General features: G+C 60.6%; 12 protein-coding genes and 2 tRNA genes. 7 read left to right on the forward strand and 7 right to left on the reverse strand.

What is annotated here, in order from left to right; translation table 11 throughout:
- Window positions 1–155 precede the first annotated feature (155 nt).
- Window positions 156–228: transfer RNA gene (locus tag HMPREF3009_RS03240), tRNA-His, on the reverse strand.
- Between the two features lie 49 nt (window positions 229–277).
- Entirely contained in the window at window positions 278–910 is a 633-nt protein-coding gene (gene orn / locus HMPREF3009_RS03245; RefSeq protein ID WP_070516132.1) for an oligoribonuclease, read from the reverse strand.
- 260 nt (window positions 911–1170) lie between these two features.
- Between orn and HMPREF3009_RS03250 the strand changes: the two genes are divergently transcribed.
- Window positions 1171–2715 carry an alanine/glycine:cation symporter family protein gene (locus tag HMPREF3009_RS03250; protein WP_070516066.1) on the forward strand — a complete coding sequence of 515 codons (1545 nt, stop codon included), beginning with the start codon at window positions 1171–1173 and terminating at the stop codon, window positions 2713–2715.
- A gap of 46 nt (window positions 2716–2761) precedes the next feature.
- Here the strand turns inward: HMPREF3009_RS03250 and cmrA are convergent, their stop codons facing one another.
- Window positions 2762–3574, reverse strand: coding sequence for a mycolate reductase (gene cmrA / locus HMPREF3009_RS03255; protein WP_049155810.1), 813 nt, complete (start codon window positions 3572–3574; stop codon window positions 2762–2764).
- 129 nt (window positions 3575–3703) lie between these two features.
- On the opposite strand from cmrA, the gene HMPREF3009_RS03260 reads away from it, so the two are divergent.
- Window positions 3704–3889 (forward strand): PspC domain-containing protein, encoded by a 186-nt coding sequence (locus tag HMPREF3009_RS03260; protein ID WP_070679995.1) that lies wholly within the window; start codon window positions 3704–3706, stop codon window positions 3887–3889.
- On the opposite strand, the gene HMPREF3009_RS03265 is transcribed toward HMPREF3009_RS03260, so the two are convergent.
- The 3 genes from HMPREF3009_RS03265 to HMPREF3009_RS03275 all read right to left on the reverse strand — a co-directional run bounded on the left by HMPREF3009_RS03265 (window position 3890) and on the right by HMPREF3009_RS03275 (window position 5644).
- Window positions 3890–4522: a hypothetical protein gene (locus tag HMPREF3009_RS03265; RefSeq protein WP_070511953.1), complete on the reverse strand. Its 633-nt coding sequence runs from the start codon at window positions 4520–4522 to the stop codon at window positions 3890–3892.
- A 76-nt stretch (window positions 4523–4598) separates the two neighbouring features.
- Window positions 4599–4672: transfer RNA gene (locus tag HMPREF3009_RS03270), tRNA-Arg, on the reverse strand.
- A 39-nt stretch (window positions 4673–4711) separates the two neighbouring features.
- Entirely contained in the window at window positions 4712–5644 is a 933-nt protein-coding gene (locus HMPREF3009_RS03275) for a LysR family transcriptional regulator (RefSeq protein WP_070679998.1), read from the reverse strand.
- Window positions 5645–5720: 76 nt separating this feature from the next.
- Here HMPREF3009_RS03275 and HMPREF3009_RS03280 point away from each other — a divergent pair, with 76 nt between their 5' ends.
- From HMPREF3009_RS03280 to HMPREF3009_RS03300, 5 genes are all read left to right on the forward strand, one after another.
- A complete protein-coding gene (locus HMPREF3009_RS03280) occupies window positions 5721–7793 on the forward strand; it encodes a bifunctional copper resistance protein CopD/cytochrome c oxidase assembly protein (protein WP_070680001.1) in 2073 nt (690 codons plus the stop codon).
- A 221-nt stretch (window positions 7794–8014) separates the two neighbouring features.
- Window positions 8015–8605 carry a single-stranded DNA-binding protein gene (locus HMPREF3009_RS03285; RefSeq protein WP_049155822.1) on the forward strand — a complete coding sequence of 197 codons (591 nt, stop codon included), beginning with the start codon at window positions 8015–8017 and terminating at the stop codon, window positions 8603–8605.
- An 80-nt stretch (window positions 8606–8685) separates the two neighbouring features.
- A complete protein-coding gene (ettA, locus tag HMPREF3009_RS03290) occupies window positions 8686–10356 on the forward strand; it encodes an energy-dependent translational throttle protein EttA (protein ID WP_070516054.1) in 1671 nt (556 codons plus the stop codon).
- 49 nt (window positions 10357–10405) lie between these two features.
- Window positions 10406–10879 carry an acyl-CoA thioesterase gene (locus tag HMPREF3009_RS03295; protein ID WP_070516052.1) on the forward strand — a complete coding sequence of 158 codons (474 nt, stop codon included), beginning with the start codon at window positions 10406–10408 and terminating at the stop codon, window positions 10877–10879.
- Window positions 10869–11525 carry a DUF8185 domain-containing protein gene (locus HMPREF3009_RS03300; RefSeq protein WP_070516050.1) on the forward strand — a complete coding sequence of 219 codons (657 nt, stop codon included), beginning with the start codon at window positions 10869–10871 and terminating at the stop codon, window positions 11523–11525. The genes HMPREF3009_RS03295 and HMPREF3009_RS03300 overlap by 11 nt, the downstream gene beginning before the upstream one ends.
- Here the strand turns inward: HMPREF3009_RS03300 and HMPREF3009_RS03305 are convergent.
- The gene (locus tag HMPREF3009_RS03305) at window positions 11522–11824 is read right to left on the reverse strand and encodes a chromate transporter (protein WP_083306492.1); all 303 of its coding nucleotides are present in this window, start codon (window positions 11822–11824) and stop codon (window positions 11522–11524) included. The two genes, HMPREF3009_RS03300 and HMPREF3009_RS03305, sit on opposite strands and share 4 nt — an antisense overlap.
- Between the last annotated feature and the right edge of the window lie 44 nt (window positions 11825–11868).

Raw genomic sequence — 11868 nt, forward strand, 5'->3', positions numbered from 1 at the left:
AATCCACACGAAATGTCCCTTAAGCCGGTTAGGGTTGGTTGCGGGCTTCGCGGTGCAGGCCGCCGTGCGCGGCGTAGGGAGTGGCTCTGGGCCCGAGGATTAGCGCAAAAAGTTAACCCCGCATCCTGCTCAAGCACAATGCGGGGTTAGTTCGGGGTGGCTGACGGGGCTCGAACCCGCGACACCCAGGATCACAACCTGGTGCTCTACCAGCTGAACTACAGCCACCATCGTTGCCCGAAAGCAACGAGATACAGGTTAACCCACGTCGTCGGTTTTACAAAAACGCCTGGTAATCGGTGGTTGTAGCGGCCTTCAGTTCCTCGGCTTCCGTGGAGGAGGGGCCGTCGTCGGTGCGGAAAACGCTGCGGCGGTAAAAATCGAGCTCGCGGATGGACTCGATAATGTCCTGCAGTGCCCGGTGCGCCATTCCCTTATCCGGCTGGTTGTAATAAGCCCGCGGGTGCCAGCGGCGGGCGAGCTCTTTAATGGTGGAAACATCAATCATTCGGTAGTGCAGCGCGGTATCCAGGCGTGGCATGTAGGCGCGGATGAAGGCGCGGTCCGTAGCGATGGAATTTCCCGCCAAGGGTGCAGGGTGGTTCGGATCGCAGTGCTTCTCGACGAGTTTCAGTACTGCTTCCTCTGCTTCTTCGATCGTGAGCGTGGATTCCCGAATTTCCTTGTCCAGCCCGGAGTTTGCGTGCATTGTGGTGACGAAGTCGTCCATCTCCGCGAGCTGCTCCTCCGTGGCGTGCACGACGAGGTCGATGCCTTCGTCAAGGATGTTCAGCTCGGCGTCGGTTATCACGGCGGCAACTTCCACGATGACGTGGCGCTGTGGTTCCAGTCCGGTCATTTCCAGATCGATCCAGACAAGGCGGTCATTCTTAGCGGGGATATCACTCATGGGTTCCACCATAGTTTCTCCTTGGTAGCGGTTCGGTAGGTGCTGGGGTGGGGGTAAGTGGGGGTAGAGCGAAGACTCGGGCGGTAAAAAGCTTCTTGAACGATGTGAACTGGGGTTTTGTGGCGATTGCCCGGGTTGCGAGAGGGGGCATTCTCAACTTTTTTATGATTTCGCTCACGAAAGCCTCAGTCGATGGGACATTATTAGGACAGCCTTTAACGTGATGGCACTCACATATAGCGAAGGACGGTAACCTACCGATGTCAACCTTTCTCGATACCCTCAATGCTCTAATCTGGTCACCAGCACTGGTCTTCCTGTGTCTCGGCGCGGGAATCTATTTCACTTTGGCGACCAAGTTCCTGCAGGTACGCTGCATTCCGGACATGATTAAGCAGCTGAAGGATGGTGAGAGCTCCGATTCGGGTGTCTCGTCCTTCCAGTCGCTCATGATTTCCTTGGCCGGCCGTGTCGGCGTGGGCAACATCTCCGGCGTTGCTACGGCTATTGCGTTCGGCGGCCCAGGCGCTGTGTTCTGGATGTGGGCGGTGGCGCTGCTGGGTTCCGCAACGTCGTTCGTGGAATGTACCTTGGCGCAGGTCTACAAGGAGAAGGACCAGGACACTGGTGAGTACCGCGGCGGCCCGGCCTACTACATCGAGAAGGCCTACAAGCACACCAAGGCTGGCCCGTTCATGGTGGTCTACGGCATCGTCTTCGCCATTGCGATGATCCTGGCTACCAGCTACTTCCTGCCGGGAATTCAGGCTAACGGTGTGGCCGCCGCCGTGAAGAATGCGTGGGGCATCGAAGTTGGTTGGTCTGCGCTGGTTCTGGGCGGAATTCTGGCCATCATCATTATCGGTGGCGTCAAGCGCATCGCTAACTTCGCGTCCCTCGTGGTTCCGTTCATGGCGGCTGCCTACATTCTCTTTGCCATCATCATTCTGATCATGAACTTTAACCAGATCCCTGAGGTCTTCGGCATGATCTTTAAGTCTGCTTTCGGCGCCGAGCAGGCCTTCTCTGGCCTGTTGGGTTCGGCCATCATGTGGGGCGTGAAGCGAGGCATCTACTCTAACGAGGCAGGCCAGGGTACCGGTCCGCAGTCTGCTGCGGCCGCGGAAGTGTCCCACCCAGCGAAGCAGGGTTTCGTCCAGGCTTTCGCGGTGTACATCGATACCCTCTTCGTATGCTCCGCAACCGCCTTCATCATCATCTCCACGGACATGTACAAGGTCTTCGAGGGCGAATCTGAGGACGGTCCCGTGCGTTATGCCGGTTCTATCCCGGATGGTGTTGAGGTGGGTCCGGGCTTTGTCCAGCACGGCCTAGACACCCTGTTGGCAGGTTTCGGACCGAGCTTCATTGCCATCGCCATCGCGTTCTTTGCCTTCACCACCGTCTTGGCCTACTACTACATGGCAGAGGTCAACCTGACCTACTTCAACCGGTGGATTAGCAACAAGACCGCCCGTCGCGCACTGGTTTGGCTCCTGCGCATTCTCCTCGTGGTGTCCGTGGTTATCGGTGCTACGACAACTCCAGGCGCTGCCTGGGCGCTGGGTGATATCGGTGTTGGCGCAACGGCCTGGCTCAACATCATTGCCATCCTCTTCCTACAGGTCCCGGCTCTCAAGTGCCTCAAGGACTACAGCGCACAGAAGGCTGCTGGCAAGGATCCGCAGTTCGACCCAGAGGCGCTGGGCATCCAGAACGCCGATTTCTGGGTAGAGCGCAAGCTCGCCCGCCAGGAGGCCGCGCAGAAGGCCATCGCGCAGGACTCCCCGCTCCAAGGTAAGTAAAGCAAAGCCCGCGCTCCTTGAAACGGAGCGCGGGCTTTGGCGTGTTTTAGGCCATCTTGGAATAGAAGCTGCCGATGATCGGCGCAACAATCGGGGTCGGCACAATCTTGCCCAACGCGTTCATCACCTTGGAGAGCGGGCCGGGGACTACGCGCCGCTGGTTGCGGGCCATGGCCTCGAGGGTTTCTTCGGAGCAGGACTCGTAGGTGGTCCACAAGAAGTCCGGGACGACCTTATCCACGATGGACTGCTCCTCCTCGGGAATAACAGCATCGCGCACCGGGCCAGGGGCCAGCAGGGTGCAGGTCACGCCCGAGCCCTTGAGCTCATAGTGCAGGGCCTCAGTAAAGGCATTGACACCTGCCTTGGTGAAAACATAGGTGGCGTTGTTCGGAATGGAGACGTTGCCCGCAGCCGAGCCCACGTTACAAATAGCGCCGCTGCGCCGCGGCAGCATCTGCTCCAGCGCGGCACGGGTCAGACGGTGAACGGCCTTGCCGTTGAGATCGAACTGCCGGGTTTCATAATCCCAGTCCTGATCCATGAACTTGCCAAAGCTGGCGATGCCCGCCGAGTTAACGATGATGGAGATTTCCTTGCCCGCCATGAACTCGATAACGCGGTCAACGTCCGCCGCCTCGGAGAGATCCGCAGCCAGCGCAATGGCATCAACCTCGTGACGGGAGCGTAGGTCCGCAGCGATGGATTCGAGGACCTCTTCACGGCGAGCAACGAGAATGACGTTGTAGCCGCGAGCGGCCAGATCTTTGGCCATCGCAGCGCCAATGCCCTGGCTGGCACCAGTCAGCAGTGCATACGAGGAGCGGGTAGGGGCGGGCAGCCCAGGGGAGTGAGCCATGAAACGGCGTCCTTTCTCTCAGGGGTGGGAAGTCTCCACCCAGCGTAGAGCACTCAGGGTCTAAATCAGGGTAAACACTGATGTCTCCTCGGCCCCAACTCTGGATAATAGAAAGCGAAAGGAGACATCATGACCAACCAACGTTTAACTCGTTCCACTACTGACACGATGCTCGGCGGCGTCTGCGGCGGCATCGCACAGACCTACAACCTCGATCCGACCCTGGTGCGCATTCTCTTCGTTGTTGCGATTCTGCTGGGCTTCTCAGGAATCCTGCTCTATCTCATCCTCTGGGTTGTTATCCCGGTGGAGTAGCTACTGCAGCGGGCCGAAAGCCATAAACCTCTTCCACGTTTCCCACTCCTCCTGCAGACGCGGCAAGGCGCTGGGCGGGGTGGCGGAGGCGTCGACAAGCACGGCGTCCTGCATACGTACGCCGTTGTCGAAGAAGAGTGCTGTGTGCCCGGAGGCGCCGTAGCGGAGCACCGGAACCAGATTGAGACCGTCGAAGGACAGCGGGGCGTTGGGGCGCACATCCAGCCCCGCGATTGCCGCGAGCGTGGGCGCTAGGTCGAGAGGGGAGACGAGTTCTGCGCAGACCCCAGACTCCGCTACGCCGGGCCATAGGAGGGACATCGCGGACTTCTCGCCCTGTAGGGAACAGACCGCCACGACGCCCTCCAGGTCACCCAGCAGCTGGGGATGCGGCTGCTCGAGGAGGCGAAAGACCGGTGCGGACGCGGGGAGGGCGTCTTCTCGGACTTCGAAGCCGGCGGCCGCGAAAATCTCCGTGATGCGGGTGGTGGCGCCGCGCTGCGGGTATTGTCCTGTGAGCACCCCGCGGCGCGATTCCGCATAGCTTGGCGACGGCACCCAGGCGTTACTGAAACGCAGTCCGCGCAGCGCGGATTCCGGGGCGTAGTCAAAAGTGGCGAGAGTAATGTCCATAGGAGTGTGCCCAAAAGGTGCCTAAAGGCCACTTTTTGACGTTATGGCAAATCTCAAAAAGTGGCTCTGAACTGCGTGCCCCCAGCAGGATTCGAACCCGCGACACATGGGGTAGAAACCCACTGCTCTAATCCACTGAGCTATGGAGGCGTACCGAGCCATCATAACGCACCGGAGAGCGAAGTCAGACTATCGGGCTACTGCTGGCGTTGATTCGGTGCTGGTGCTGAGGAGGGTGGAGACCAACGTGCGCGCTGCCGGGCTCAATGCACGGTCCGTACGGTGGATGAGAAGCGCCTGCATAGTAGGCAGCGTTTCCGCAACGCGGCGGAAATGAACGCCGCTTTGGCCCAAGGCCTGCGCGGTGTGCGGCATGAGGCTGATGCCATAGTCGCCGGCAACGAGCGGCAAGCCTGTTTGCAGCGTGGAAATTTCCTGGACACCCATAGGTTTGCTGAGCGGGGCCGCGGCCCATACCTGGTCCAACACTTCGGGCAGGCTGCTGAGCTCCGGACAGCGCGGCGGCAGGAGCCACGTTTCGGCGGCAAGATCGGAGAGCTGGACGGGGTCGGGTAGGTCCGCCAGGCGTTGGGGGAGTGCGACGCGCAGGTCCATCTCGGCGGCGCAGTCAATGGTGAGCTGTGTGCCGTAGTCTTGGCGGAACCGCTGTGGGTTGGTGGTGAGGATGATGCCGATCTCCACGGAGCCATCCAGGACCTGCTTGAGCGTGGAGGTAGGTTCTAAGTCCTTTAAGGAAACACTTACCTCTGGCGCGCGTTGCCGCATGCGGCGCAGAACCGCCGGCATATACAGCCAATTGAACTCGGGCGCGGAGCACAGTGTGACTGACCCGGCACTGCCCGACGCAATCTCGGCTAGGCGCACGGCAGCGGTGTTGAGGAGGGAATCGATCGAGGTCGCGACACCATAGAGGTAATCCCCAGCCTCCGTTGTTTGGACTCCGCCGCGCCCGCGGGAGAGCAGCTTCACGTTGAGATCTTTTTCGAGTTTGCGCACGGTAAGGCTCAGGGAAGGTTGCGTGAGCTGCAGCGATTCCGCGGCCTGCGTAAACGAACCGTGGTCCACGACGGTTCGAAAGTGATGAAGCTGGCGTGAGTCCATAAGTGAAGACTACCCGAAAGCTGAGAGTTGTCTACCTTTTAGGTAAGAGAACATGTGTGGCGGTAGACTGCCCACCATGCACACTGAGAAGGAAAACACCAGCTCACAGTACTCGCCGGGGCTGGCGCACTCGGCGTCGGGAGCGCGGCCCTCCCGTTTGTTGAATCTTTCTTTCGTCGTCTTCGCTGGTCTCGTGGGCGGGATCATTTCCCTGTTCTTCCTTGCAGATTCGCTCGCTGCCCTCGGTATCCCGGACCCGGGGCGCGTCACGACCTTTGGTTTGCCCTTCTTCCGTGCCGTCGCCTGGATGCTGATGGCCCTGTCCATCGGCTCATTCATGTCCAGCGCGTTCTTGATCTACCCGGCCGTGCCTGATAAGGACAACGAGCGTTTGATCAAGGCGCGTCTCACCGTCGACGGGCACATCGCTGCGCGGACCGGTGCCTGGGCCGCTGTGGGGGCCGCGGTGGTGTCCTTGCTCGAGGTTCCCCTTGTTATGTCGGATCTCACCGGTACCCCGTTGCGGCAGGTCCTTAACCCGGAGCTGATGGGCATGGCGGTGGGCCAGATTGCGGCGTCGCAAGTCTGGCTCCTCACCGCGGGGATCGCAGCGATCGTCGCCGTGGCGGGGTTTGTTGCGCGCACGTGGGCGGGACAGGTCGGTACGTTCTTCTTGTCGCTGTTGCTCACCGTGCCCCTCGGGATGGAGGGGCACTCGGCCTCTGGCGGCGACCATGACTACGGCACGAACTCACTGCTCTTGCACCTGTTCTTCATCATGCTGTGGGTCGGTGGGCTCATGGGCCTCATTGCGCATGGCCGCCGCCTAGGGCCGGACATGGGCGTGGCGGTTCGCCGTTATTCTACGGTTGCGCTGCTGTCCATCTTGGGGCTGGCGGCGACCGGTGTGGTCAACGCGCTCATCCGCGTTGAGTTAGGGGATTTATTCACCACTCGCTATGGCTTGCTGGTGTTGAGCAAAGCGGTGCTCACGGTGGTGCTCGCGGCCATAGGCTTTGTGCATCGCCGAGTCACCATCCCGCAGCTGAAGAGTGCCCCGCGCCTGTTTATTCGGGTGGCCGTGGTGGAGGTCTTCATCATGGCGGCCACAGTCGGCGTGGCCATCTCGATGGGCCGTACACCGCCCCCGCCGCCGCGGGATCCGAATCTCAACGCCATGCAGATTCTGGTGGGCTACGAGCTTTTCGACGCCCCGACAGCCACCAACGTGTGGACCATGTTCCGCTTCGACCTCATGTTTGGCTCGCTCGGACTCGTGCTAGCCGGCTTCTACCTGTACGCGCTCTGGCGTCTGAAGCGGCGTGGGCTGACGTGGTCGGCGGGGCGTACGGCCTGGTTCCTGGTGGGCTCCTTGGGCATGACCATCATCATGAGCAACGGTATTGGCCTGTACATGCCGGCGCTGTACTCCATGCACATGCTCGTGCACATGATTTTGTCCATGGCGATTCCGCTCTGCCTCGTGTTGGGTGCCCCAGTGACCTTGGTTATGGAGGCGTTTGAACCGGGTGAGCCGGGCAAGCCCACGCTTCACGACGCCGCTGTCGCCCTCACCAAATCCACCACGCTGCGCGTCCTGACGCATCCGGCGGTCAATGTCCTGCAGTTTCTGGCCATTCTCTACGTGCTCTACCTCTTTCCGAGCTTCTACGAGGTTGCCATTTCGGAACATGCCGGGCACGTCATCATGAACTGGGTCTTCCTGATTTCCGGCTACATCTACTACTGGGAGGTTATTGGCCCGGATCCGTTGCCATGGCGCGCGCCCACTGGCGTTCGCCTACTGATCCTGTTTGTGTCGATGCCTCTGCACCTGTTCGCCGGTGTCTACCTCATGCAGATGCAGGTTATTCTGGGCTTGGATTTCTATGAATCCTTGAACCTGCCGTGGAACCCGGACTTTGTCACGGATCAGCGCACCGGCGGCGGTATTTCGTGGGGCTTTGGCCAGTTCCCGCTGGTGATCGTGTTTGGTTCACTATTCCTGGATTGGCTGCGAGAGGATCGCGCCACTGCTCGCCGCCACGATGCCAAGGCGGACGTTGACGGTGATGCCGACTTGGCAAGCTACAACGCCATGCTCAAGCAGATGAACGAAGGCGACGATTCCAGCTTCCGCCAGCACTAGGGGCGCCAGCACTAGAGAGCTGGCGCGTCCAGGGTGATGGAAAAGGGTCTTTGAACTGTGTGAATGGATATTTTGTTGATTCTCTCAACAAGTTATCCACAGGTTCGCGGTGACGCCATTGCGGGTGCGGTGATCAGTGGCGATGATGCGTGGTAAGGGAGGCGTATTGCTTCCTCACACTCAAGAAGATCACCAACCACACATGGCAAAGGAATCACGCAATGTCTCAATACCCAATCTCACTTACTGGGCGTTTGACCCACGACCCGCACCTGACCAAGATTAGCGACACCATGTACAAAGCCCGCCTGCGCTTTGCCTCCTCCCGCAGCGTTCCGGAAAAGGATGAAGAAGGCAAGACGGTGTGGCGAGAGCTGGACCTCAACTATATCGACGGCGAGGTGTGGGGCCAGTGCGCCATCAACGTCAAGAAGTCCCTGTTTAAGGGCATGCCGGTCTTTGTTATGGGATCCATCGTCACGGACCGGTGGGAGGATCAGCGCGGAGCGACGCGTTCTAGGACCTATATCAAGATTGCCCACGTGGGGCTCGACCTCAACCGCTTCTGCATTACCTCCACCAAAATTGGTACCTCCTACGGCGAGGAGGGCAGTGAAGCTCTCTGGCTGGGGGAGAATCCGCCGGTGCCGGACGTAGATTACACGGCGCCACCCAGTGCCACGGAGAATGAAGCAATGCCAGCTGCCCTGCAATCGGGAGATACTCCGCAGGACACCGCGGCGGACCGTCAGCAAGCGCAGTCTGCGGCCGAGTCACACGTCGAACCGGAACCTGAGGACGCGATGGTCTAAGGACAGAGGACCACCGCCGCCCATGTGATGTAGTCTTTGTACTGTTATTTACCAATCCTGACAGAAGCAAAGGGTGAAACATGGGCGAATTCATCTACACGATGAAAAACGTGCGTAAGGCCATCGGTGACAAGGTTATTTTGGATAACGTCACCATGGCTTTCTACCCGGGCGCCAAGATTGGCGTCGTGGGCCCCAACGGTGCAGGTAAGTCCTCGATCCTGAAGATCATGGCCGGCCTTGATCAGCCTTCCAACGGTGAGGCTTTCCTGGATCCGGGCAAGACGGTCGGCATCCTCCTCCAGGAGCCGCCGCTCAATGAGGAGAAGACGGTCCGCGAAAACGTCGAAGAAGGCCTCGGTGAAATCTTCCAGAAGAAGCAGCGCTTCGAGGAGATCGCGGAGGAGATGGCTACCAATTACTCCGACGAGCTCATGGAGGAAATGGGCAAGCTGCAGGAGGAGCTCGACGCTGCCGATGCCTGGGAGGTCGATTCCAAGATCGAGCAGGCTATGGAAGCACTGCGCTGCCCGCCGTCCGATGCCCCGGTAACCAACCTCTCCGGTGGTGAGCGCCGCCGCGTCGCACTGGCCAAGCTGCTGCTGAGTGAGCCCGACCTGCTGCTGCTCGACGAGCCCACGAACCACCTGGACGCCGAGTCTGTCCAGTGGCTGGAGAAGCACCTCGAGTCTTACCCGGGTGCGGTCCTGGCCGTGACCCACGACCGTTACTTCCTCGACCACGTCGCGGGCTGGATCTGTGAGGTTGACCGCGGCAAGCTCTACCCCTACGAGGGCAACTACTCCACCTACCTGGAGAAGAAGGCTGAGCGTCTGGAAATTGCCGGCGCCAAGGACAAGAAGCTGCAGAAGCGCCTCAAGGACGAGCTCGCATGGGTTCGCTCCGGTGCCAAGGCCCGCCAGGCCAAGAACAAGGCCCGTCTCCAGCGCTACGAGGAGATGGCTGCGGAAGCCGAGAAGTACAAGAAGCTGGACTTTGAGGAGATCCAGATTCCGACCCCGCCGCGCCTGGGCAACAAGGTGGTAGAGGTCAAGAACCTGACCAAGGGCTTCGATGATCGTGTGCTCATCAAGGACTTGTCCTTCACCCTGCCGCGCAACGGCATTGTCGGCGTGATCGGCCCGAACGGTGTGGGTAAGTCCACGCTGTTCAAGACCATCGTGGGTCTGGAGCAGCCGGATTCCGGCAGCGTGGACGTCGGCGAGACCGTCAAGCTGTCCTATGTTGACCAGGGCCGCGAGAACATCGACCCCGAGGCCACCGTGTGGGAGGTAGTCTCCGACGGGCTGGATTACATTCACGTCGGCCAGAACGAAATGCCGTCCCGCGCCTACCTCTCCGCTTTCGGTTTCAAGGGTGCCGATCAGCAGAAGCCTTCCAAGGTTCTCTCCGGCGGTGAGCGCAACCGCTTGAACCTGGCCCTGACCCTTAAAGAGGGCGGCAACCTGATCCTCCTCGATGAGCCGACCAACGACTTGGACGTGGAAACCCTGGGCTCGCTGGAAAACGCCCTGGAGAAGTTCCCCGGCTGCGCCGTGGTTATTTCTCACGACCGCTGGTTCCTCGATCGCACCTGTACCCACATCCTGGCCTGGGAGGGCAACGTGGCAGAAGGTCAGTGGTTCTGGTTCGAGGGCAACTTCGGTGACTACGAGAAGAACAAGGTTGAGCGCCTCGGTGAGGAAGCTGCCCGCCCGTCTCGCGTTACCCACCGCAAACTCAGCCGCTAGGGCCATCTAGCCCAAGCGTCCAAAGGAAGAACTCCGAAAGGAACCTGGAATGTCCGCTCAAAAGGTTGTGTCGGAAAAGACCACGGACAATGTCCATGCGCTCACCGTAGGTGTGCGCTGGTCGGACTTCGACATGTACGGCCACATGATGAACTCCAATTTCATCGAGCTGGCGCAGGAGGCGCGCTTGGCTTTTGCCATGCACAACTTCTACGCCCGCGGTGTCAACATGGTGGCATTCGTCCGCCATATCGACGCGGACTATGTCCGCCCCATCAAGTGGGATGGGCAGCACGGCACGGTCACGGTGGAAACCACGGTGGTGCGTCTTGGCACCACGTCCTTCACCACCCGCCAAAAGATTAAGGACGCCCAGGGCCAGGTGGCCTGTGTCATCGACTGCGTGCAGGTCGCCATCGACCCGGGTACACAGATGCCGCGCGAGGTTACTGAGGAGGAGCGCAACATCATCCTGGAACACGCCGTCGTCGAGCTGGATGAGCAGCGCGATCATGGAGAGTGAAACTCTCCGAGTGCGCAGCGGTGGGGGAGGGCTGCGTGCCCTCCTCGCCCGCGCGACGGGGCTCGATGCCTCAGCCTCGGTGCGTCTGCGCCAGCATGACGCCAACCAGGTCGAGGTCTTTGTCACGACGCCCTTCGAGGTCGTTGTGGCACGGCGGTGCGGAGGCACCGTGGGCCGCGACGGGGCAGTGGTGTCCGCGCAAGCGCTTGCCGACGCCCTCCACACCGCCCCCGACCCTGTCCTTGCGGAGGACGGTGTGGAGCTTTCGCTGGGGCCTGCGCGCGATCCATCGTGGCCAGGCGCGTTACCGCCGGCGCAGGGGTTTCGTGAAATCGATTCCTTGCCGGTAGACGTCGTTCGCGAGCTCGCCGATAAGGGCCGCCAGCTGGCCCGCCAGTTCTCTGGACCGATGGGCCCACCACAGAGCTTGTTGAATCAGACCGTGCTCACCGTAGAGAACTCGGAGGCACAGGTGGAGATTCCCATGCGGATGATCTTCGCCTGCACCAGCCTCGGCCTCATTCCGGGGTTTGCCGCATCACTCAAGATCCCCCGTCACTTGCGCGTGGCGGGCAAGGGGCGCTGGGTGCGTCTCGATGCGCCCTATGGCAGCGTCTACCACTCGACGCGTTTGTCCCTGTTCTAAAGCAGCACGAATCCCGCCAGTGCGGCGCCCACGGCGACCGTCCACGGCGGGGCTTTGCACAGTAGTGCTACACCTGCGCTGACAGCGATAAGCACCGAAGCCCACCCCGTAACCCCGTGGGTGATAATGGGGTCCCACAGCGCCGCGATGAGCAGGCCGACCACGGCTGCATTGATGGCGGTGAACGCGCCGCGCAGCCAACCAAGATGATTCCAGCGCGTCCACAGATGCAAAGCGGCGAGCGTGAGCAAGGCACCCGGCACGAAAATAAGAACGGTCCCCAGGAGCGCTCGGCCGATCCCGCCGTCAAAGACCTGAGGTTACCCTCGTTTAGTGGACACCC

It is taken from the genome of Corynebacterium sp. HMSC034H07, from assembly GCF_001815175.1.
In the GTDB taxonomy this organism is placed as follows: Bacteria; Actinomycetota; Actinomycetes; order Mycobacteriales; family Mycobacteriaceae; genus Corynebacterium; species Corynebacterium hiratae.